The organism is Novosphingobium aromaticivorans DSM 12444, from assembly GCF_000013325.1.
In the GTDB taxonomy this organism is placed as follows: Bacteria; Pseudomonadota; Alphaproteobacteria; order Sphingomonadales; family Sphingomonadaceae; genus Novosphingobium; species Novosphingobium aromaticivorans.
In genome coordinates this window covers 3,008,140-3,029,589 of the sequence record NC_007794.1, presented here as the reverse complement: position 1 = coordinate 3,029,589, position 21,450 = coordinate 3,008,140, and the positions used below count along the sequence as shown (strand labels likewise).

The window sequence follows — 21,450 nt, the reverse complement described above, 5'->3', positions numbered from 1 at the left end:
GCCTAGCCGCCCCAGCGTCCGATGCGGGCGAGGACGGATGCCGCGACGCGGCGGAAGGCCTCGCGGTCGCGCTGGGGCACGCCCTTGAACAGGTCCGCGCCGACATGCGCCATGGCCGGGATCGTCTGCGCGAAGAGGCGCTGGCCTTCCGCGCTGAGACGGACGGGCTTGCGGCGGCGGTTCGAGCGGTCGAGGCCCGGCTCGACCAACCCCCGCTGCGTCAGCGCGGCGATGGCGCGGCTGACGTTCATCGGCGGAAGGCCCATGATATCCGATAGTTCGTGGCCGGCCAGTTCGCCCTCGCCGCCGAGGGCAAGGACGATCCTGAGATCGGTGGCTGTCAGTCCCATCGGGTCGGCCACGCCCTCGCGCATAGGCGTGCCGATGAAAGTGCCCAGCTTGAGGAGGTCGACCAGCAACGCGACCTCACCCTCGATGGTGATGTCGAGGGCGGCAGGAACGGAGGTCTGCTCGGTCTGTGGCGCGCTGCTCATGGCCTGTCTTCTATCGCGTTCGCGCCCGTGGGCAAGGGGCGCGGTGTGGTCAAACTGCATCACCCCGACAGCCTCTCCACGCTCGCAAATGTTAGGCTTGCCAAGATTAAATTAGTATGTCTTACTAACAAACAGTCAGGCGGTTCCGACAGAGGACCATACAGGAGAGGGGATATGGCACAAGCCAATCGTACCACGTCGTTCATTCGACTTTTCGCTGCGGGTAGCACTGCTGCGCTCGCGCTCGGCATTGCCACGCCGTCGTTCGCGCAAGACGCCCAGGCCCAGGCCGACCAGGCGCCGACCACCGGCGAGATCGTCGTCACCGCACAGTTCCGCGAGCAGCGCCTGCAGGATACCCCGCTGTCGATCACCGCGGTCGATGCCAGCCTGCTCGCCTCGCGCAACCAGACCGACATCTCGCAGATCGCGGCTCAGGCGCCGAACGTGCAGCTCACCCAGATGGGCGGCGCCTTCGGTTCGTCGATGGCGGCCTATATCCGCGGCATCGGCCAGTACGACTTCAACCCGGCCTACGAACCGGGCGTGGGTATCTATGTCGACGACGTCTACTACGCGACGCTGACCGGCTCGGTCATGGACCTGCTCGACCTCGACCGCGTCGAAGTGCTGCGCGGTCCGCAAGGCACGCTGACTGGCCGCAACTCGATCGGCGGCGCGATCAAGCTGTTCTCGGCCAAGCCTACCGAAGGCAACAGCGGCACCGTCGAGGCGACCTATGGCTCGCGCCAGCGCGTCGACCTGCGCGCCACGGCCAACTTCGAGCTGACCGACGGCCTCTATGCGCGCATCTCGGGCGTGTTCAAGCGCCAGGACGGCTATGTCGACCAGATCGACTATGGCTGCGCCAACCCGGACAACGAACTCGGCATCGGCGGCAATGCCTCGACGCCCGCGGACTGCGTCGTCGCCAAGCTGGGCGAGAAGAACTACTCGGGTATCCGCGGTTCGCTGCGCTACAATCCGTCGGATACGATCGACTGGATTGTCACCGGCGACTACACCTATGAAAATCGCACCAACGCCGCCGGCGTGATGAGCGCGACTGACCCGTCCAAGACCGGCGGCGTCGATTTCACCTGCGGCAAGTTCTGCACCTATGCCAGCTGGTACATGCCGGAGGGCGGTCAGGCGACCCAGGCCTACTACAACCCCAACACCACCAAGTTCGAAGGCTGGGGCGTTTCGAGCAACCTGACGGTCGGAATCTCGGACTCGCTGAAGCTCCAGGCGATCACTGCCTATCGCAAGTACAACCAGATCTTCGGCACGGATGATGACTACACCCCCTACAGCCTGATCGGCGGTTCGGGCTTCAACGACCTCGACTTCAAGTTCTTCAGCCAGGAACTGCGCCTCAACGGCCAGGTCGGCGACAATATCGACTGGACCATCGGCGGGTTCTACAACAACCAGACCTCGGTCTACTTCACCCGCCAGGACATCCGCTACATCGTGCCGATCGGCGTGCCCTCGCTGTTCCTGCAGTTCCAGGGTAACGACCCGATCAAGGCCAACAGCAAGGCCGCGTTCGGTACGGTGATCTTCCACCCGACCGAAGCGATGACCGTGACCGGCGGCATCCGCTACACCAAGGAGCACAAGGACTATACCTTCGTGCGCCAGGCATGGGATGGCGGTACGCTGACCGATCCGTTCGGCGTCGGTGCGCTCGATGGTTCCAAGGCGGTCTACGACGGCGACAAGGTCGACTGGCGCCTTTCGCTCGACTACCGCTTCAGCCCCGAAGTCCTGGCCTATGCGACGGTCAGCACGGGCTTCAAGGGCGGCGGCGTCACGGCGCGTCCGTTCACCAAGAACCAGGCGATCAACGGCACGTTCGATCCGGAAACGCTCCATGCCTATGAAGTGGGCCTGAAGACCGACCTGTTCGACCGCAGGCTGCGCCTGAACCTGTCGGGCTTCTACAACGACTACAAGAACATCCAGCTTCCGATCGGAGACTGCTCGGCGCTCGACGGGTTCGAACCCGGCACCGATCCGTTCCCCTGCGCGGCGATCCAGAACGCCGGTGACGGCGAGATGTACGGCCTCGAGGCGGAACTCTCGGCCCACCCGGTCGAAGGTCTCGACATCGATGCTTCGCTGAGCTGGATCGACGGCAAGTGGAAGCGGATCGACACCGCGGCGCAGGGCGCGCTGCGCGTGACCGACCCGATCACCACGCCGGCCTGGCGCGGAAGCTTCGGCATCCAGTACAAGGCGCTGCTGGGCAACAACGCGGGTTCGATCACGCCCCGCTTCGACCTGTCCTACACCGGCAAGCAGACGATCGGCCGTCTGATCAACTCCGGCGAGTTCGGCCCGCTGCAGTACAATCCGTCGATCACGCTGGCGAACGCCCGCGTCACCTGGAAGAACGAGGACGAGAACCTTGCGGTCTCGTTCGAGGTCCAGAACCTGTTCGACAAGTACTACTACCTGCCGCTGCGCTTCGCTGCGGTCTATGCCTTCGTCGGCACGGCCTACTCCAACGTCGGTCGCCCGCGCGAATGGGCGGTCACGGTTCAGAAGAAGTTCTGATCTCGACCGTGATGCATGAGGGACGGGGGCGGTCGGAAACGGCCGCCCCTTTTCCTTTTCTGGGGCCATGGCAAGGCCTCACTCCCGGGCCGGGGCTGCCGCCCGCCCACATTCCCGCTTGGCGCATACAATATCAAATGTTAGCATTTGGCCGACGAGCCGAATCCGGCCGCTTAGGGGAGAGAAGCCGTGCTGACGCGCGAAGCCTATGACCGCTACGTCGCGGCCTTCAACGCCAAGGACTATGACGCGGTAGCCGATTTCTATGTCGATCCGCCGCTGATGACGTTCTTCGGCGTCGAGATCCGCTCGCGCCAGGCGCTCAAGGATTTCTATGCCTTTCTCCACGACCACGTGAAGGAAAGCGTGCGCGTGCTGAACTTCGCCGCATCCGAAACGCTAACCGCCATCGACGCGGTGATCCGGGTCGAGGGCGTCAAGGACCTTACGCGCGAGGCGCTCGACGCGCGGGGGCTGCACGGCTTCTTCCCGATTGCGGCGGGCGAGGTGCAGGAAATGCGGCAGTTCATCTTCTATACGATCGACAAGGGCCTGATCGAGCGCGTCGAGTGCGCTCTGGCGCAGGCGTGAGAGGAATTTCGAGCATGACACCCGAAGGCGTGAACGTAGCCCATCCCGACAAGCTCTACATCGCCGGCCGCTGGGTGCCGGCGCATTCGGGGCGGATGATCGAACTGGTCTCGCCCAACACCGAGCTGGTGGTGGGCCGGGTTGCCGAAGCCGACGAGACGGACATGGACGCCGCCGTTGCCGCCGCGCGTGATGCCTTCGATCACGGGCCATGGCCAACCACGCCTCCGGCCGAGCGCATCGCCGCATTCCGGCGAATGGTCGCGCACCTTGAAACGCGCGTGCCCGAACTGGCGAAGGCGTGGACCGCGCAGATGGGCGGGCTCGCCTCGTTCGCGGGGCCGATGCACGGCGGCAGCGTGATGGCGCTGGGCCAGATTGCGGGGTTTGCGGAAAAGTTCGAGTTCGTCGAGCGCCGCCCGAGCATGGCCGCCGATACCGCGCTGATCGCCTATGAGCCGGTTGGGGTCGTGGCAGCGATCGCGCCGTGGAACGGGCCGTTCGGGATCATGGCGAACAAGGTCGCCTATGCCCTGCTGACCGGCTGCACGGTGATCATGAAGCCGTCGCCCGAAACGCCGCTGGAAGCCTATATCATCGCCGAGGCGGCCGAGGCGGCTGGTATTCCGGCCGGCGTCGTCAATCTTGTGACGGGACACCGCGAGGCGAGCGATCACCTTGTCTGTAACGAAGGCGTCGACAAGGTGAGTTTCACCGGATCGACCGTGGCCGGCAAGCGCATCGCCAGCGTTTGCGGTTCGCGCATGGCGCGCTGCACGCTGGAACTGGGCGGCAAGTCGGCAGCCATCGTGCGGGACGATTTCCCCATCGATGCCGCCGCGAAGATGCTGGCGGGGACGATCACGATGATGTCGGGCCAGGTCTGTGCGATGCTCAGCCGGGTCATCGTTCCGCGCCGCCGTCACGATGAACTCGCCGAGGCGATCGCGGCGGAAATGAAGAAGGTGCGCATAGGCAATTCCGACGATCCCGAGACCCAGCTCGGCCCGGTCGCGATGAAGCGGCAGCTCGAACGGATAGAGATGTATATCGAGGAGGGCCGGAAGACGGCCGATCTCGTCACCGGCGGCGGACGCCCGGCCCATCTGAATCGCGGCTACTTCATCGAGCCCACGCTTTTCGCCAACGTCAGGAACGAGAGCCGCATCGCGCAGGAGGAGATTTTCGGCCCTGTCCTCAGCCTGATCCCGGTCGAGGACGAGGAGGACGCCATCCGCACCGCCAATGCCAGCGCATATGGCCTCAACGGATCGGTCCTGACCAACGATGCCGAAGCCGCCTATCGCATCGCCCGGCGCGTGCGCACCGGGGGCTTCGGTCAGAACGGGCTGCGCATGGACTTCGGCCTGCCCTTCGGCGGGTTCAAGCAATCCGGCATCGGCCGCGAAGGCGGGCCGGAAGGGCTCTTCCCCTATCTCGAAATGAAGACCATCCTGATTGATGGCATGCCTTCGGCGCTTTGAAGGTACGGGAGAGAACATGAGCGGACATATCGCGGGCAAGTCCATTGTCATCACCGGCGCGGGCGGCGGCTTCGGCTCGCTTGTCGCGCGCAAGGCGGCGGCGCTGGGCGCGGCTGTCACCTGCGGCGACATCAACCTGGTCGCGGCACAGGCCGTTGCAGACGGGATCGCGGCCGAAGGAGGCCGCGCGCAGGCGGTCGAAGTGGACGTGACCAGCCTGCCCGCGGTCAAGGAGCTCGTTGCCCGCGCGCTCGATGCGTTCGGCGCGGTGGACGTCATGGTCAACAATGCCGGCATCATGCCGCTGGCGTTCTTCTCGGACCACGAGGCGGCCTATCCTGCGTGGGAGCGCTGCATCGACATCAACATCAAGGGCGTGCTGAACGGCATGGTCGCGGCCTACGATCCGATGATCGCGGCGGGGCGCGGGCAGATCGTCAATATCTCCTCGATCTACGGCAATTTCCCGGTGATCGGCGCGGCGGTCTATGGCGCGTCGAAATCGGCGGTGAACTTCCTGTCGGAATCGCTGCGCGTGGAAAGTCGCGGAAAGATCAAGGTGACGACGATCAAGCCTACCGGGGTGCCGACCACGGGCCTGTCGGGCACGGTCGTCAACCAGGCGGCCGGGATCGGGATCGTCGCTCACAACATGCCCGATTTCATGGAAATGGTCGGGCAGATGGCGGAAGGCACCTTCCCGGCAGAGCGGCTCGATCCCGAGGCGATGGACTATGCCAGCCTCGCGCCCGAACATATCGCCGATGCGGTCATCCACGCGATCGACCAGCCCTGGGGCGTCTCGATCTCGGAGGTCACCGTTCGCGCGGCGGGAGATCACTTCGTCCTGTGAGCGGATGCCTGAACGGAAAACCCCCGCCGGTGAGGGCGGGGGCTTCGAGTTCCGGCCGCGGTGCCGATCACCTGATCGGGCAGTCCGGCGACAGGCGCATGTCGAGGTAGTTGTCGACCGAGCGCATCATCTCGTCGAGTTCGTTTTCGAAGAAGTGGTTCGCGCGCGGAATCTCGTCGTGATGGATCGTGATGTGCTTTTGCGTGCGCAGCTTGTCGACCAGCTTTTGCACGGCGTTCGGCGTCACGACCGTATCGGCGGCGCCCTGCACGATGATGCCCGAGGCCGGGCACGGCGCGAGGAAGCTGAAGTCGTACATGTTGGCCGGCGGCGCGACCGAGATGAAGCCGCGGATCTCCGGACGGCGCATCAGAAGCTGCATGCCGATCAACGCGCCGAACGAATAGCCCGCGATCCAAGTGGTGCTGGCTTCGGGATGGATCGACTGCACCCAATCGAGCGCGGCGGCGGCATCGGACAGTTCGCCGATGCCGTTGTCGAACGAGCCCTGGCTGCGGCCGACGCCGCGGAAGTTGAAGCGCAGCGTCGCGAAGCCGCGCGCCACGAAGGTCTTGTAGAGCGCCTGGGTGATGCGGTCGTTCATCGTGCCGCCTGCCTGCGGGTGCGGATGCAGGATCATGGCGACGGGTGCGCGGGGGCGCGTGGCGGGCTGGAAGCGGCCTTCGAGGCGGCCTTCGGGACCGGGGAAGATGACTGCGGGCATTGCCTGTCCGGTTTTCCTGTGTTCTGGCCGCAGCGGCAAGGACTGCCGGGGCTGGGAATTGCGTTGACGGCTATATAGAAACGACCCCCGCGAAAGCAATCTTTGCAGACATTGCCGGATAACCTGATTTGCCATCCAGACCGATCTATCTCGACCATGCCGCCACGACGCCCCTGCTGCCCGAGGCAATGGCTGCCATGGAAGCGGGGTGGCGCGTCTGGGCCAACCCTTCGAGCCCGCACGCCGCAGGCCGGGCCGCGCGTGCTGCGCTGGAGGATGCGCGGGCGCGGTTGAAGGCAGCGCTCGGCTGGCGGGGCGAAGTGATCTTCACCTCGGGCGCAAGCGAGGCCCTGGCCATCGGCATTGGCCGCGCCAAGGTGGGGCAAGTTCTTGTTTCCGCTGTTGAACACGACGCGGCGCTGCGGGTGGCGGGCACCGCGCCGAGGCTGCCCGTGGGGGCCGACGGCCGGGTCGACCCGAACGGCACCGAACGATACATGAGCGGCACCGACCGCGCGCTTTACGTGGTGCAGCAGGTCAATAGCGAGACCGGCGTGATACAGGACATCGCGGCGCTGGCAGACCGGGTCCGCAGCGGGGGCCATCTCCTGCTGTGCGACGCCGCGCAGGGGGCCGGAAAGATCGATTTGCCCGATGCGGACATGGTTGTCCTCTCCGCCCACAAGTTCGGAGGGCCTGTGGGAGTCGGCGCGCTGCTGGTGCGCGACTACGGGCTGCTGGAGCCGAGCGGCGGGCAGGAACGGGGCTATCGCGGCGGGACAGAGGCGATGCCTCTGGTCCTGGGCATGGTCGCTGCGCTGGAAGCTGGAAACGGCTGGCTAAAGCGAGCTTTAGGTTTTCGGGAATCCCTTACGAATCAAATTGTTGATATGGGGGCGGAAATTGTCGCGGGGGATGCACCGCGCAGCCCGACGATTGCCGCCTATCGCATGCCTGGCAAGTCGAGCGCGGCACAACTGATCCGCTTCGACGGTGCGGGCATCGCGGTCTCGGCGGGAAGCGCGTGCTCTTCGGGCTCGCTCAAGGCCAGCCATGTCCTGACCGCGATGGGCTATGCGCACCCGGGCGAAGTGATCCGCGTTTCCATCGGGCGCGAGACGACCGAGGCCGAAATCGCGCGGTTCGTGGAAGTGTGGAAGGGCATTCGCGGGTGATCTACCTCGACTACCAGGCGACGACCCCTCTCGCCCCGGAAGCGCGCGCGGCGATGCTGCCGTGGCTGGCGGGGCCCGAGGCACCGGGATTTGCCAATCCCCACAGTCCGCACCGCTATGGCCGCGCGGCGGCGGCGGCGGTCGAGGCGGCGCGCGCGCAAGTGGCCGCGCTGCTGCCGCCCGGCGGGCGGGTGATCATCACCTCGGGCGCGACCGAGGCCATCAACCTCGCGATTGTCGGGTCCGGGTGCACGCGACTGGCGGCATCGGCGATCGAACATGCGGCGGTGCTGGATACGGCACGCTTCGTCGATCCCGGAGTCGCGGTGTTGCCGGTGGATGGCGAGGGGCTGGTCGATCCTGATGCGGCGATTCCCGAGGGCACCGGGCTGGTCGCGGTGATGCAGGTCAACAACGAGATCGGTACGGTGCAGCCGATCGTGGAGCTGGCCCGGCGGGCGCGGGAAGCAGGAGCGCTGTTCCTGTGCGACGCGGTGCAGGGCGCGGGCAAGCTTGAGGCGCCCGAGGGCGCGGACATGATCGCGATCTCCGCGCACAAGCTTTACGGGCCCAAGGGCATCGGCGCGCTGTGGGTGCGCGACGGCATCGAGCTTCAGCCCCTGATCCACGGCGGCGGGCAGGAAGGGGGGCTGCGCTCGGGCACATTGAGCCCCGCGCTTTGCGCCGGGTTCGGAGCAGCGGCCGCCCTGTGTACAAGTCTGCGGGAAAAGGATGCGCACCATGTGGAAAAGCTGTGGACCCGCGCGCGTTCGCTGTTCGACGGCTGGTTGCTGAACGGCAGCGCGACCCGGCGCTGGCACGGCAACCTCAACCTTCGCCTGCCGGGGCTGGATGTGAGCCGACTGTTGTCGGAATGCCGCACCGTGGCGTTTTCCGCAGGCTCGGCCTGCGCCAGCGGCTCGGGCAGGCCAAGCCACGTCTTGCGCGCGCTCGGACTTTCCGACAGGGATGGAAAAAACGCGATCCGACTGGGATTTGGACGCTACACGACGGAAGAGGAACTGGAACAGGCGGCTGCGGCAATCCTTGCCGCCGCGCGGTCGCAGGGAGTCTGGTAGAATGGTCCGTGTCACCTTCGTCAAACCCGATGGCGAGAAAGTGTCCGCCGAAGGCGAGGAAGGGCAGCGGCTGCTCGAAGTCGGCCAGAACGTGGGCATGCCACTGGAAGGCACCTGCGAAGGACAGATGGCCTGTTCGACCTGCCACGTCGTGATCGATGCCGCCTGGTTCGACCGGCTGCCGCCCGCCGTGGACGATGAGGAGGACATGCTCGACCTGGCCGCGGGCGTGACCCGCACCAGCCGCCTGTCGTGCCAGATCGAACTGACCGAGGCGCTGGACGGGCTGGTGGTGCATGTGCCCTCCGAAGTGCAGGACATGCAGGGCCGCTGATCCTTTGGACGGTTGCGGAACCGCGCGGCCTGTAGTGATCTGCCGGGCAGAGAAACGAGAGGACCAATGGCGGCAATCAATCTTCCCCGCGTGATCCGGGCTGGCGGCGGTGCGCTGGCCGAACTGCCCGATGCAATGGCGCAGTGCGGCCTTTCGCGCCCCTTCGTGGTGACCGACGCGTTCCTCGTGCAGAGCGGGATGGTCGCGCGGATGCTCGAGGTGCTGGACGGCGCTGGGATTGCGGCCACGGTCTTCGATGCGACGGTGCCCGATCCGACGGTTGCGGTGGTCGAACAGGCGCTTGGCGCGCTGCGCGAGGCGGAGTGCGATTGCGTGATCGGGTTCGGCGGGGGCAGCCCGATCGACACCTCGAAGGCCATCGCCGCCCTGGCGCTGGAGCCGCGCGCGGTGCAATCGATGAAGGCGCCGGCGACGACCGACGTCCCGGGGCTGCCGATCATCGCCGTCCCGACGACCGCGGGCACCGGCTCGGAGGCGACGAAGTTCACCATCGTGACCGATGAGGCGACGAGCGAGAAGATGCTCTGCGCGGGCCTGGCCTTCCTGCCGACCATCGCCATCGTCGATTTCGAGCTGACCATGGGCAAGCCGGCGCGGCTAACTGCCGACACCGGCATCGATTCGCTGACCCATGCGATCGAGGCCTATGTTTCGAAGAAGGCCAATCCGTTTTCGGATGCGATGGCGATCTCGGCGATGAAGCTGATCGCGCCGAACATCCGCACCGCCTGCGCCGAACCCGGAAACCGGGCGGCGCGCGAGGCGATGATGATTGGCGCGCACCATGCCGGTATCGCGTTTTCCAACGCGAGCGTGGCGCTGGTGCACGGGATGAGCCGCCCCATCGGCGCGTTCTTTCATGTGCCGCACGGACTTTCCAACGCGATGTTGCTGCCTGCGATCACCGCGTTTTCCGCTCCGTCGGCGCTGCCACGCTATGCCGATTGCGCCCGCGCGATGGGGGTGGCTTTGGAAAGCGAGGGCGACCAGTCGGCGGTGGCGCGGCTGCTCGACGAGCTGGCGGCGCTGAACGCGGACCTTTCGGTCCCGACGCCGCAGTCGCATGGGATCAGCGCGGACCGCTGGTTCGAGGTCGTGCCGGAAATGGCGCGGCAGGCGATCGCGTCAGGCTCGCCCGGCAATAATCCCCGCGTGCCTGATGCGGCGGAAATCGAGCGGCTCTATGCCGAGGTCTTTGGCTGATCGGGGCGACGGCCTGGTCCGGGATATGGTTAAGCATTTCGCAAAGGCTGCGCGGTAGATCCATCCGGCACGGCGGGGAGCGACCCTGCCGAAGGAGCACCGGCGCGGCGATGAACACAACTTCCTTCCCGCTTGTACGCAAGATGGCGATAGATGTCCGCGCCATCGATCTGGCCATCATCCTGGCGGTGACCTTTGCCTGCCGGATCTGGTGGTTTCATTCGCCCGTGCTCGATTACGACGAGCAGCTCTATTCGTACATCGGGCAGCAGATGCTGGCGGGCAAGCTGCCCTATGTCGACATATGGGACAGGAAGCCCATCGGGCTGTTCCTGATCTTTGCAGCCAGCCATGCCCTGCTGGGCGCGTCGATTGCGGCCTATCTCTTCGTTGCGGCGCTGTTTTCGGCGGGTGGGGCATGGATCGTGTACCGCATCGCGGGCGACTTTGCCGGTCGCGAAACGGGCCTCGTTGCAGGACTTCTCTATACCATAGGCATGTTCGCGTTCGGTTGCATGGGCGCACAGGCGGAAGTTTTCATGACTGTGCCGTGCCTTGCCATGGCGCGACTGCTGCTGACGCGGGCGGATTCCAGAGGCGCGATGGCGCTCGCGATGCTGCTGGGCGGCCTTGCCATCCAGATCAAGACCAGCGCTGCCCCGTTCTGCGTGGTATTCGGCTTGCTGGTGCTGTGGACGCGGTGGCGACTTCACCGCGATCCGGTGGCACTCGCGGGGGAAGTGCTGCTGTATGGCATCCTCGGGCTGCTGCCCACGGTTGCGGTTGCAGCCTTTTACGCGATGGTCGGGCACTTCGATGCCTTCTTCTACGCCAACTTCCTTTCGGTGTTCGAGCGACCTGCCGTGATCGGTCGCTGGCATCCCATGACGCTGATCATCATGGGCACGGTCTTCCTGACCGCTCTGGTCGGAATCTGGGCGTTCCTGCGAACCGGCCGCAGCTATGACGGGGGCAGGTATGCGGTGTTCATGGCGCTGGCGGTCGGCGCCCTGGCAAGCATCTATGCCACCGCCAATGTCCTGGTCCACTACTATGCGTTTCTGGTGCCCTGGGCGGTTCTGCTGGCCACGCCCTTCTACGACATGCGCGTCCCCATCGGACGCCTTTGTGCCGGATGGTTGCTGGCAGGCTATCTCCTTGCCGCCAACCACCCAAAGCGGCTGGCCGAAACGCATGCGGGCGAGATCGTGTTCAATCGCTTCGTCGGCGAAATCACCAGCGAGGGGCCGGGGCAGGGGCTCTACGTCTTTGCGGGGGCTTTCGGCTTCTATCCGGCGACTGGCAACGACGGGGGACGTTATCCCTATCCCTCGCACCACAGCAACGCGCTGGAGCGGGCGGGGCTTGGCATTTCGCAGGAAGCGCTGGCCAAGCAGGCGCTGGCCAGGAAGCCGAAGTTCATCATTTCGCTGAAGCTGTATGAAGCATCCCGGGGACGGGGCTCCGTTGGACTCGTGCGCGAGGCGTTGAGATCGCATTACCGTCCGATCGATCAGGGCACCGTGATGGGCGACGATCTGGTGCTTTACAGACGGCGCTGAGCGGTGTTGCGCGGTTGGCGCGGCATGTCGACAATCCCCGGAAAATCCGCCCGCCCTCCGCAATTGCGGGGGATCGCGCGGCTCTGCGACTTTCGCTCCGCCGGGCGTGTTGCTAAGCCGTTCCGACCATGGCGACCGATACGACAGAACCCGATCCGTTCGACGCAATCGTCGATGCTCCGTTCGATTCCGCGCTGTCGGAACGCTACCTCGTCTATGCGCTGTCGACGATCACCGCGCGCTCGCTGCCCGACCTGCGCGACGGTCTGAAGCCGGTGCACCGCCGCCTGCTGTGGGCGATGCGGCAACTGAAGCTGGATCCGGCGCAGGCGTTCAAGAAATCGGCCCGCGTGGTCGGCGACGTCATCGGCAAGTATCACCCCCATGGCGATGCCAGCGTCTATGACGCGATGGTCCGCCTCGCGCAGGACTGGGCGCTGCGCTATCCGCTGGTCGAGGGGCAGGGCAACTTCGGCAACATCGACGGCGATAACGCCGCGGCCTATCGCTATACCGAAGCCAGGCTGACGAAGACGGCGATCCAGCTCATGTCCGGGCTGGACGAGGGCACCGTCGACTTCGTGCCCACCTACAACGGCGAGGAGGAAGAGCCGGAAATCTTTCCGGGCCTGTTCCCGAACCTGCTGGCCAATGGATCGAGCGGCATCGCGGTGGGCATGGCCACCAACATCCCGAGCCACAACGTGGCCGAGATCATCGATGCGACGCTGCTGCTGATCGACAATCCGCATGCCGAGCACGCCCAGTTGATGGAAGTGTTCCACGGGCCCGACCTGCCGACGGGCGGCGTCATCGTCGACAGTCCGGCGGTGATTTCCAACGCCTATGAAACCGGACGCGGCGCGATCCGGGTGCGCGGGCGCTTTTCGACGGGCCGCGACGAGGCTGGCAACTGGGAAGAGAGCGGCATCGAGAAGCTGGGCGGCGGGCAGTGGCAGCTCGTGGTCTCGGAAATCCCCTACATGGTGCAGAAGGGCAAGCTGATCGAGCAGATTGCCCAGCTCATCGCCGACAAGAAGCTGCCGATCCTCGAGGACATCCGCGACGAGAGCGACGAGCAGATCCGGCTGGTGCTGATCCCCAAGAGCCGAAATGTCGACCCCGACCTGCTCAAGGAATCGCTCTACCGACTGACCGACCTTGAAACGCGGTTCGGGCTCAACCTCAACGTGCTGGATTCGCGGCGGACGCCCGGCGTGCTGGGGCTGAAGCTGGTATTGCAGGAGTGGGTGATCTCGCAGATCGACATCCTGCTGCGGCGTTCGCGCCATCGGCTGGACAAGATCGCCTCGCGGCTCGAGCTGCTCGAAGGCTATATCATTGCCTATCTCAACCTCGACCGGATCATCGAGATCATCCGCACCGAGGACGAGCCCAAGCCGGTGATGATGGCCGAGTTCGAGCTGACCGACCGCCAGGCCGAGGCGATCCTCAACATGCGGCTGCGATCCCTGCGCAAGCTCGAGGAAATGGAGCTGCGCAAGGAACGCGATGCCCTGCTGGCAGAGCAAGAGGAGCTGCAGAAGCTGCTCGACAGTCCGGCGCGCCAGCGCACCCGGCTGAAGCGCGACCTGGCGGCGCTGCGCAAGGACTATGCCGAGGACACCGCGCTGGGACGGCGGCGCACGACGATTGCCGAAGCCGCGCCGACGCGCGAGTTCAGCATGGACGCGATGATCGAGAAGGAGCCGGTGACGGTGATCCTTTCGGCCAAGGGCTGGATCAGGGCGGCCAAGGGGCATGTGCCGCTCGATGGCGATTTCAAGTTCAAGGAAGGCGATGGCCCGGCCTTCGCACTTCACTGCCAGACCACGGACAAGCTGCTGGTGGCGGTGGACAACGGGCGGTTCTACACGCTGGGGGCCGACAAGCTGCCGGGCGCGCGGGGCTTTGGCGAGCCTATCAGGACGATGGTGGACATCGATCCGGATGCGCAGATCGTTTCGGTCCTGCCCTACAAGCCCAAGGGGCAACTGCTGCTCGCGGCGAACACCGGGCGCGGCTTTGCCGCCGAGATGGACGAACTGCTGGCCGAGACGCGAAAGGGGCGCGGGGTGGTTTCAACCAAGCCGGGCGTCAAGCTTGCCGTGGTGCGCGAGATCGCGCCCGAGCACGATCACGTCGCGGTGATCGGCGAGAACCGCAAGCTGGTGATCTTCGCGCTTTCGGAAGTGCCGCTGCTCGCCAAGGGGCAGGGCGTCACGCTGCAGCGCTACAAGGACGGCGAGATGTCGGACGTGATCACGCTGCGGCTCGAAGATGGGCTTACCTGGGCGATGGGCGGCGAGAGCGGACGGACGCGGGTGGAGAAGGATCTGCTGCCGTGGAAGGTTGCGCGCGGCGCCGCGGGGCGCCTGCCGCCGAACGGGTTTCCGCGAGATAACCGGTTCTGAGAAGGTAGTGGGACCAGGGGTTTGCCAGCCAGAACTGTCGGGTCTGGCGTTGTAGCTGACCGGCAAGCGCGTGCGCGTTGATGCTTGCGTCGTTTAATGGATCGATTAAACGCTGGGCGACCAAAGGAGAGCTTCATGGAAACCGCACGCTACTCGCTTGAAGGCCGCATCGCGTTGATTACGGGGGCTTCTTCGGGCCTTGGCGCGCATTTCGCACGGCTCTTTGCGGCGGCAGGCGCGGCGGTCGTGGTCGGCGCGCGGCGGGTGGAGCGCGTGGCGGCGCTGGCTGACGAGATCAATGCGGGCGGTGGCAAGGCTCTCGCCGTGGCGCTCGACGTGACCGACGAGGCTTCCATCATCGCGGCGTTCGATGCGGCCGAGGCGGCGCTTGGCGTGCCGGACGTGGTCGTTGCCAATGCCGGGATCGTCGAGGCGGGGCGGTCGGTGGATCTTCCGGCCGAGGCGATGCGGCGGGTGGTCGATACAAACTTCAACGGAGTCTACCTGACCGCGCGCGAAGGGGCGCGGCGGATGATCGCGGCGGGATCCAGGCAGTCGGAGAAGGGACGGATCATCCTGACCGGATCGATCACCGCGCAGATGACTGCGACCGGCGACGCGGCCTATGCCGCGACCAAGCTGGCGGTCCAGCACCTGGGGCGCCAGTTCGCGCGAGAGTGGGCGCGGCTGGGGATCAACGTCAACGTGATCCAGCCCGGCTACATCCGTACCGAGATCGACGGCGAGTGGTTCGACACCGAAGGCGGCAAGGCGCAGATCGCCTCGTGGCCGAGGAAGCGGCTGACCGAGGTCTCCGCACTGGACGACATGATGCTGTTCTTCGCCTCTGACGCATCGCGTCAGGTGACGGGGACGTTCATTTCGGTGGACGACGGGCAGAGCCTGTAAGCGCGGGCACTATTGCCCCGGCAGTGCGGCCAGCATGTCGGGCGTGAGGACCTGCGGAAGCTGGCGGGGCTCGGCGCCGCCGGCAGGATACCACATATATAGCGGCACGCCTGCGACGCCCTGCGCGGTGAGGAACCGGGTGATCGCCGGGTCGCGCCGGGTCCAGTCGCCGACAAGGACGACGACGCCGGCCTTCTCGAACGCCGCGCGGGTGCTCTCGCGCTCGATCGAGGTGCTCTCGTTGACCTTGCAGGACAGGCACCAGTCGGCGGTGAAGTAGGCGAAGACGGGCTTTCCTGCCTTGCGGGCCTCGGCCAGCGCGGCTTCCGAGAAGGGCCGGGCCTCGAGCAGGCCACCTTCGCTGGCGGCGGTCTGCGCGGGCGGGGGCAGGCCGATCACGCCGCCGACGGCGATCAGGGCAGCCAGGGCCATGAGCCTGCCGATCGGCAGGCCCTTGCGCTGCGTCACCCCGACAGCCGCAAGTGCGCCGAGCAACACCACGGCGATTGCAACCAGAACGACGGTGAAGGTCGCCCCGCCCACGCGCCATGCCAGCCAGCCCAGCGCCAGCGCGGTGAGGCCCATCGGCAGCGCCATCCAGCGGCGGAAGCGCTCCATCCACTTGCCGGGCTTGGGCAGAAGGCGGCGCAGGGCCGGCACGAAGCCCAGGAGCAGGAACGGCAGGGCGAGGCCTAGCCCCAGCGCCGCGAAGACGCCTAGCGCTGCCCACGCCGGCAGGACGAGCGCCGCGCCCATGGCGGCGGCCATGAACGGCCCGGTGCAGGGCGTGGCGACGAAGGCGGCAAGCAGGCCCGTGCCGAACGCCCCGGTCGCGCCCGCACCGCGCTCGACCGAAAGACCGGGAAGTTCGTAGAGCCCCGCGAAGTTTGCCGTGATCGCAACCGCCAGGAGCATGAGGACGGCGACGACGCCCGGTTCCTGCAACTGGAACGCCCATCCGACCTGTTCTCCGCCTGCGCGCAGGGCCAGCATCACGCCGCCCAGAAGGAGGCACGCGAGGACGACGCCGGCGGTATAGGCCAGGCCCTCCTTGTGGGCTTCATGCGCGTTGCCCCGGGCCAGAGCGAGGGCCTTGAGGCTGAGTATGGGGAAGACGCAGGGCATCACGTTGAGGATCAGCCCGCCGAGGAACGCTCCGGCAAGAGCAAGCGCGAGGACCGAGGCGGAGAAGGCGCCAGCGCCTACTTGCGTGCCGCCCTTCGGCACGGTGCCGGGCTCGGCGGCGAAGGCAATGCCGCCCGCGTCCCTGCCCATCGCCAGGACGCCTTCGAGCCTTGAGGCGGTGGCGGGCGACTTGGCCAGCGGAACTTCGACGACAAGTGTGTCGCCCTGGCGGAAGAAGCGTTGCGGCGCGGCGTAATCGACCACGCGTTCGGTCTTGAGGAAAAGGTGCGGCGCATCGAGCGGCGCGGTGGCCGGGAACGGGAGGGCGAGGCGCAGCGTGCCGCTTTCGAGCGCAAATGCGCCCGGACGATCGAGCGGGGCTGGCATGGCGGCGCGCCATCCTTCGAAGCGCGGGTCGGCGGGGCCGGTGCCGACGCTAACCGCGCCTTGCAATTCGGCGCGTTCGGGCACGCAGATCGTTTCGGTGCAGACGAGCCACTGGGCCTTGACCCTGATTGGCAGGAGCGTTCCCGAACGGGCGCTGGAAGGCACCTTGAGCGGCACGAGGACAGCATAGTCATGCTCGTAGACGTGGTTCATCAGCCCTTGAACGACGAGCGTCTGCGGGACAGGGAACTGCATATCGCCTGCGGTCACGCCCGCCGGCAGGGTCCACTCGACGGTCAGGCCGAAGCCGGCGTCGCCCGGGTTGGACCAGTAGCCGTGCCACCCCTTTTCGGGCTGCATGAGCAGGGCGAGCGTGACCGTTTCTCCGGGGCGGACCGGGCCCTCCGCGACCAGCGATGCGGTCATGCGGTTGGGCGCGGCATGGACGGGGGAAAGCCACGCGAGAAGCGACAGACACATCGCTGTCACAAGCATCGCTATGATGCGCCCGAGAGGATCGAGGCGGGTCTTGATCCCGACCAATTCGCGTATCGGCATCTCGGGCTTCACAGGTCCAAAAGGCCCCTTGAACCGGAACGCCGCCGGGGCCATGCGTAGCGCTCTTGGGGCGTCCTACGATCGGCTTGTGCCTGAGTCCAGTTCGCGTGCCCAAAGGAGTATGTTTCGCGTGAAGACCCTTGCCCGCTTTTCGTCATTCCTGCTTGCAACCGTTCTTCCGCTGGCGCCCGCGATCGCTCAGGAAGCGCCGCCCCCGCCCCCATCGCTGCCGATTGTCTCCCAGCAGGTGCCGCAGAACGCGCCGCGCCTTGTCGTGGCGATCTCGATCGACCAGTTTTCTTCCGATATCTTCGCACAGTATCGCCAGCGCTTTACCGGCGGTCTTGCGCGCCTGACCACGGGCGCGGTCTTCCCCGCCGGCTACCAGAGCCACGCGGCGACCGAGACCTGCCCGGGCCACTCGACGATCCTTACCGGCAATCGCCCCGCCCATACGGGGATCATCGCCAATTCCTGGATCGACCAGTCGGTCGCCGTCGGGCCCAAGCAGGTCTATTGCGCCGAGGATACGGGCAAGCGTGCCGCCGGATCGAAGGACTATGTCGCATCGCCCATCCACCTGCTGGTGCCGACGCTGGGCGAATGGATGAAGCGGGCCAATCCGGCGGCGCGCAATATCGCGGTATCGGGCAAGGACCGCGGCGCACTGATGATGGGCGGGCACGATACCGACCAGGTCTATTGGTGGAAGGGCAAGGGCTTCGTCACCCTTGCCGGGCGCGAGCCGGGGCCGACCGCCATCGCGCAGAACGTCGAGATCGCGCGCACGCTCGCCAAGGGCGCGCCGGCCTTCCCGCTGCCCGCTTACTGCGGGCGCAACGACCGGGCCGTCACCGCCGGCGAGGTGACGGTGGGGACCAACCACTTTGCCCTGAAGGCCGGCGATGCCGACGGCTTCCGCATATCGCCCCGGCTCGACCGGGCGACGCTCGATCTTGCGGTCAAGCTGGTGGACGAACAGAAGCTGGGGCGCGGCGCGGTGCCCGACCTTCTGGCGGTGAGCCTTTCGGCAACCGATTACGTTGGCCACGCCACGGGTACCGAGGGCGCGGAAATGTGCATCCAGCTTGCGCAGCTCGACCTGGCGCTCGGCGATTTTCTTGCCAGCCTCGACAAGCGGGGCATCGACTATGCGGTGGTGCTGACGGCCGACCACGGCGGCTTTGACATTCCCGAACGCCTCCACGAGCAGGCGCTGGAGAAGAGCGCGCGGGTCGGGCCGGAAGTCTCGGCCGAGGCGCTGTCGGAGGCGCTGGGCAAGCGTTACGGGCTTGCGCCCAAGGGGCTGATCCTGGCGGACGGGCCGGCGGGCGACTACTGGCTGCGCAAGGACCTTGACGAGGGTCTGCGCGGCAGGATCGTCGACGACGCGAAGGCGATCCTGATGACGAGCCCCTATGTCGAGAAGGTGCTTTCCGCCGCGGAAATCGCGGCAACGCCGATGCCGTCGGGCTCGCCGGAAACCTGGACCCTGGCCGAACGCGCGCGCGCTTCCTACAACCCGCTTCACTCGGGCGATTTCGTGGTGATGCTCAAGCGCAGCGTCGTGGCGATCCCGACGCCGCGCGCGGGTTATGTGGCAACCCACGGCAGCCCCTGGGACTATGACCGCCGCGTGCCGATCATGTTTTGGCGCAAGGGCATGAACGGCTTCGAACAGCCGAGCGCGGTGGAAACGGTGGACATTGCCCCCAGCCTTGCTGCACTGATCGGTCTCAAGATCCCGCAAGGTGCATTCGACGGGCGCTGTCTCGACCTCGATGGTGGCCCGGCCAATACGTGTGGAGCAGGCAAGTGAATGAATTGAGCGCAGACGTCGTCATCCTGGGCGGCGGACTTGTCGGGATGACGCTGGCGATCGGCCTCGCCAAGGCGGGGATCAGCAGCCATGTCGTCGACAATTCCGACCCTGCGGCGCAGACTGCCGAGGGATTCGATGGCCGCGCGTCGGCCATTTCCACGGCTAGCTGGAACCTCTACGCCAATCTTGGCATGGCCGACGAACTCGCGCCAAAGGGATGCCCGATCGAGGCGATCGCGGTGACAGACGCGATGAAGCCCGGACGGATCGACTTCAAGCCGGGCGAGGGCGATGGCTCGCTGGGCCGGATGTACGCCAACCGTGACCTGCGCATCGCCATGTATGCCGCTGCGGCGCGGGAAGAGGCGATCACCTTCCACACCAATGCCAACGTGATCCACCGCGAGCGCGGCGAGCATGGCGTGTCGGTCACGCTTGCCGACGGGCGCATCCTCAAGGGCAGGTTGCTTGTCGGTGCGGAAGGGCGCAGGTCTCCTACGCGCGACGAGGCGGGCTTTACCCCGGCGCGCTGGGACTATGGTCATCGTGCGATCATTGCCGGCCTGACCCACGAGAAGCCGCACGGCAACGTCGCGTGGGAAGTGTTCTATCCGGCCGGACCGTTTGCGCTGCTGCCGTTGCTCGACGACGAGGACGGTTCGCATCGCTCGGCGCTGGTCTGGACAGTGGCAGAGAAGGACGCATCGGCGGTGCTGGCGATGCCCGAGCCGATGTTCCTCGACGAAGTTTCGAAGCGGATGCACGAGATTTTCGGCGAGATCAGGCTGGCAAGCCCGCGTTCGTCCTATCCGCTGAACTTCCATCACACCGCGCGGATCGTCGAGCAGCGCCTGGCGCTGGTGGGCGATGCGGCGCACGGGATGCACCCGATTGCGGGGCAGGGCCTGAATGTCGGCCTGCGCGATGTGGCGGCGCTGGTCGAGGTGCTTGCGGATGGCGTTCGGCTTGGTCTTGACGTGGGCGATGCGCAACTGCTGGCGCGCTACGAGCGTTGGCGCGCGGCTGACACGTTCATGGTGGCGACCGCCACCGACGTCCTGACGCGGCTGTTCGGCCTGCCCGGACGAGTGCCTTCGGCGATACGGCGGCTCGGCATGGCGGGCGTGCAGCGCATGGGACCGCTCAAGCGCTGGTTCATGGACGAGGCACGCGGGATGAGCGGCGACTTGCCCAAGCTGCTTCGCGCGGCCTGAGAGAGGCCAGAGCGCGGGGACTTCAGATCGCGGGTGCGGAGCCTTCGGGTGCCGGAGTCTCTTCATCGGCGGGCGGGATTGCCGCGACGGGTTGCCCGGCCATCAGCGCCGCAGCTTCGAGCTGGTCGAGCGCGCGCTGGGTCGCCATGTAGTCGCGTGCGTGGGCGAGCCATTCCGATGCACTTTCGCGCCCCGGCATCCGTTCCACTTCGGCGACTGCGGCTTCGACCTTGCCGCCGGCAAGGAACGCGCGGGCCCGGTCGACCCGGTTTTCGGGCGCGGGCGACGGCATGTCGTCGTGCCGGACGACGAAAAGATCCGACACCTGCCGCTTGAACCAGGTCCAGGTGCCTTCGTCGGGCGAGCCGCCCGCGAGTTCGGGGGCGAGGAGCTCGAACTGTTCGGTGAGCTGGGGAAGGGTGACGGGCATCGAGCCGGCCGCGATCACTCGGTCCACCGCAGCGCCCTGGGTTTGCCCGAAGCGGGCGCGGAGCTGGGCTTCGATCCAGCCGAGCGGCTGGCCGCGTTCCACCGCACGGCGGGCGGCAAAGGCGAGAAGCAGCGTTTCCGCGCGAGTGGCGTTGCCCGACGCTGCGAGCGCCTGCTGGTTGAGTTCGGCCAGTCGCTGTTCGAGCATGGCGATCTTGGTGCCGGTATCGGCGAGCTGGGCCTGGGCGGCAGAGTCCACGACCGGTGCCGGCGGCGGCGGCGGGGCATCCTGCGGGGTGACGATGTGCGGCACGCCGTCGCTCATCTGGAGATCGACGAAGCCGTTGCGCCAGCCGAGCCACGCGGCGCCGGCGGCACCTGCCAGAAGACATCCCGCAACGAGAGCTGCAACGCCGCGCGCGCGCATGCCGCCGGTCTGGCGGGGTCGCGCCGTCGCGCCTTGGCTGTAGCCGGTTTCCTGCATCCGTTTTCGCTTGTCCTGTCGCC

17 protein-coding genes are annotated in these 21,450 nt (G+C 66.5%); 13 read left to right on the top strand and 4 right to left on the bottom strand.

Going from position 1 to position 21,450, the window contains the following annotated elements; translation table 11 throughout:
- Positions 1 to 2 precede the first annotated feature (2 nt).
- Positions 3 to 494 (bottom strand): MarR family winged helix-turn-helix transcriptional regulator, encoded by a 492-nt coding sequence (locus tag SARO_RS20300; protein WP_049759416.1) that lies wholly within the window; start codon positions 492 to 494, stop codon positions 3 to 5.
- Between the two features lie 174 nt (positions 495 to 668).
- Between SARO_RS20300 and SARO_RS14220 the strand changes: the two genes are divergently transcribed.
- From SARO_RS14220 to SARO_RS14205, 4 genes are all read left to right on the top strand, one after another.
- Positions 669 to 3,059 (top strand): TonB-dependent receptor, encoded by a 2,391-nt coding sequence (locus SARO_RS14220; protein ID WP_011446443.1) that lies wholly within the window; start codon positions 669 to 671, stop codon positions 3,057 to 3,059.
- 189 nt (positions 3,060 to 3,248) lie between these two features.
- Complete coding sequence (locus SARO_RS14215; RefSeq protein ID WP_011446442.1) at positions 3,249 to 3,650, top strand: ketosteroid isomerase family protein; 402 nt, start codon at positions 3,249 to 3,251, stop codon at positions 3,648 to 3,650.
- 14 nt (positions 3,651 to 3,664) lie between these two features.
- Positions 3,665 to 5,134 carry an aldehyde dehydrogenase gene (locus tag SARO_RS14210; protein ID WP_011446441.1) on the top strand — a complete coding sequence of 490 codons (1,470 nt, stop codon included), beginning with the start codon at positions 3,665 to 3,667 and terminating at the stop codon, positions 5,132 to 5,134.
- Between the two features lie 16 nt (positions 5,135 to 5,150).
- On the top strand, positions 5,151 to 5,987 hold the full coding sequence (locus SARO_RS14205) for an SDR family oxidoreductase (RefSeq protein ID WP_011446440.1): 837 nt from the start codon (positions 5,151 to 5,153) through the stop codon (positions 5,985 to 5,987).
- 67 nt (positions 5,988 to 6,054) lie between these two features.
- Here SARO_RS14205 and SARO_RS14200 read toward each other — a convergent pair whose 3' ends face one another.
- Positions 6,055 to 6,711, bottom strand: a complete 657-nt coding sequence (locus SARO_RS14200) for an alpha/beta hydrolase (RefSeq protein ID WP_011446439.1) — start codon at positions 6,709 to 6,711, stop codon at positions 6,055 to 6,057.
- 128 nt (positions 6,712 to 6,839) lie between these two features.
- On the opposite strand from SARO_RS14200, the gene SARO_RS14195 reads away from it, so the two are divergent.
- From SARO_RS14195 to SARO_RS14165, 7 genes are all read left to right on the top strand, one after another.
- Positions 6,840 to 7,886: a cysteine desulfurase family protein gene (locus SARO_RS14195; protein WP_011446438.1), complete on the top strand. Its 1,047-nt coding sequence runs from the start codon at positions 6,840 to 6,842 to the stop codon at positions 7,884 to 7,886.
- Complete coding sequence (locus SARO_RS14190; RefSeq protein ID WP_011446437.1) at positions 7,883 to 8,965, top strand: cysteine desulfurase family protein; 1,083 nt, start codon at positions 7,883 to 7,885, stop codon at positions 8,963 to 8,965. Before SARO_RS14195 ends, SARO_RS14190 begins: the two co-directional genes overlap by 4 nt.
- A gap of 1 nt (position 8,966) precedes the next feature.
- On the top strand, positions 8,967 to 9,299 hold the full coding sequence (locus tag SARO_RS14185; protein ID WP_011446436.1) for a 2Fe-2S iron-sulfur cluster-binding protein: 333 nt from the start codon (positions 8,967 to 8,969) through the stop codon (positions 9,297 to 9,299).
- 66 nt (positions 9,300 to 9,365) lie between these two features.
- Positions 9,366 to 10,523 carry an iron-containing alcohol dehydrogenase gene (locus SARO_RS14180; protein ID WP_011446435.1) on the top strand — a complete coding sequence of 386 codons (1,158 nt, stop codon included), beginning with the start codon at positions 9,366 to 9,368 and terminating at the stop codon, positions 10,521 to 10,523.
- Positions 10,524 to 10,633: 110 nt separating this feature from the next.
- The gene (locus SARO_RS14175; protein ID WP_011446434.1) at positions 10,634 to 12,085 is read left to right on the top strand and encodes an ArnT family glycosyltransferase; all 1,452 of its coding nucleotides are present in this window, start codon (positions 10,634 to 10,636) and stop codon (positions 12,083 to 12,085) included.
- A 128-nt stretch (positions 12,086 to 12,213) separates the two neighbouring features.
- Positions 12,214 to 14,499, top strand: a complete 2,286-nt coding sequence (gene parC, locus SARO_RS14170; RefSeq protein ID WP_011446433.1) for a DNA topoisomerase IV subunit A — start codon at positions 12,214 to 12,216, stop codon at positions 14,497 to 14,499.
- Between the two features lie 135 nt (positions 14,500 to 14,634).
- The gene (locus SARO_RS14165) at positions 14,635 to 15,408 is read left to right on the top strand and encodes an SDR family NAD(P)-dependent oxidoreductase (RefSeq protein WP_011446432.1); all 774 of its coding nucleotides are present in this window, start codon (positions 14,635 to 14,637) and stop codon (positions 15,406 to 15,408) included.
- A gap of 9 nt (positions 15,409 to 15,417) precedes the next feature.
- Here SARO_RS14165 and SARO_RS14160 read toward each other — a convergent pair whose 3' ends face one another.
- Positions 15,418 to 17,478 carry a protein-disulfide reductase DsbD family protein gene (locus tag SARO_RS14160; protein WP_011446431.1) on the bottom strand — a complete coding sequence of 687 codons (2,061 nt, stop codon included), beginning with the start codon at positions 17,476 to 17,478 and terminating at the stop codon, positions 15,418 to 15,420.
- Positions 17,479 to 17,599: 121 nt separating this feature from the next.
- On the opposite strand from SARO_RS14160, the gene SARO_RS14155 reads away from it, so the two are divergent.
- Both SARO_RS14155 and SARO_RS14150 read left to right on the top strand, forming a co-directional pair.
- Positions 17,600 to 19,297, top strand: a complete 1,698-nt coding sequence (locus tag SARO_RS14155) for an alkaline phosphatase family protein (RefSeq protein WP_011446430.1) — start codon at positions 17,600 to 17,602, stop codon at positions 19,295 to 19,297.
- Complete coding sequence (locus SARO_RS14150) at positions 19,294 to 20,514, top strand: UbiH/UbiF/VisC/COQ6 family ubiquinone biosynthesis hydroxylase (protein WP_011446429.1); 1,221 nt, start codon at positions 19,294 to 19,296, stop codon at positions 20,512 to 20,514. The genes SARO_RS14155 and SARO_RS14150 overlap by 4 nt, the downstream gene beginning before the upstream one ends.
- Before the next feature lie 22 nt (positions 20,515 to 20,536).
- On the opposite strand, the gene SARO_RS14145 is transcribed toward SARO_RS14150, so the two are convergent.
- A complete protein-coding gene (locus SARO_RS14145) occupies positions 20,537 to 21,427 on the bottom strand; it encodes a hypothetical protein (RefSeq protein ID WP_011446428.1) in 891 nt (296 codons plus the stop codon).
- Between the last annotated feature and the right edge of the window lie 23 nt (positions 21,428 to 21,450).

Bases quoted from the DNA above. Each gene is read 5' to 3' on its own strand.
- SARO_RS20300 (WP_049759416.1), bottom strand. From the start codon at position 494: ATGAGCAGCGCGCCACAGACCGAGCAGACCTCCGTTCCTGCCGCCCTC.
- SARO_RS14220 (WP_011446443.1), top strand. From the start codon at position 669: ATGGCACAAGCCAATCGTACCACGTCGTTCATTCGACTTTTCGCTGCG.
- SARO_RS14210 (WP_011446441.1), top strand. From the start codon at position 3,665: ATGACACCCGAAGGCGTGAACGTAGCCCATCCCGACAAGCTCTACATC.
- SARO_RS14205 (WP_011446440.1), top strand. From the start codon at position 5,151: ATGAGCGGACATATCGCGGGCAAGTCCATTGTCATCACCGGCGCGGGC.
- SARO_RS14200 (WP_011446439.1), bottom strand. From the start codon at position 6,711: ATGCCCGCAGTCATCTTCCCCGGTCCCGAAGGCCGCCTCGAAGGCCGC.
- SARO_RS14185 (WP_011446436.1), top strand. From the start codon at position 8,967: ATGGTCCGTGTCACCTTCGTCAAACCCGATGGCGAGAAAGTGTCCGCC.
- SARO_RS14180 (WP_011446435.1), top strand. From the start codon at position 9,366: ATGGCGGCAATCAATCTTCCCCGCGTGATCCGGGCTGGCGGCGGTGCG.
- SARO_RS14175 (WP_011446434.1), top strand. From the start codon at position 10,634: ATGAACACAACTTCCTTCCCGCTTGTACGCAAGATGGCGATAGATGTC.
- parC (WP_011446433.1), top strand. From the start codon at position 12,214: ATGGCGACCGATACGACAGAACCCGATCCGTTCGACGCAATCGTCGAT.
- SARO_RS14165 (WP_011446432.1), top strand. From the start codon at position 14,635: ATGGAAACCGCACGCTACTCGCTTGAAGGCCGCATCGCGTTGATTACG.
- SARO_RS14160 (WP_011446431.1), bottom strand. From the start codon at position 17,478: ATGCCGATACGCGAATTGGTCGGGATCAAGACCCGCCTCGATCCTCTC.
- SARO_RS14155 (WP_011446430.1), top strand. From the start codon at position 17,600: ATGTTTCGCGTGAAGACCCTTGCCCGCTTTTCGTCATTCCTGCTTGCA.
- SARO_RS14145 (WP_011446428.1), bottom strand. From the start codon at position 21,427: ATGCAGGAAACCGGCTACAGCCAAGGCGCGACGGCGCGACCCCGCCAG.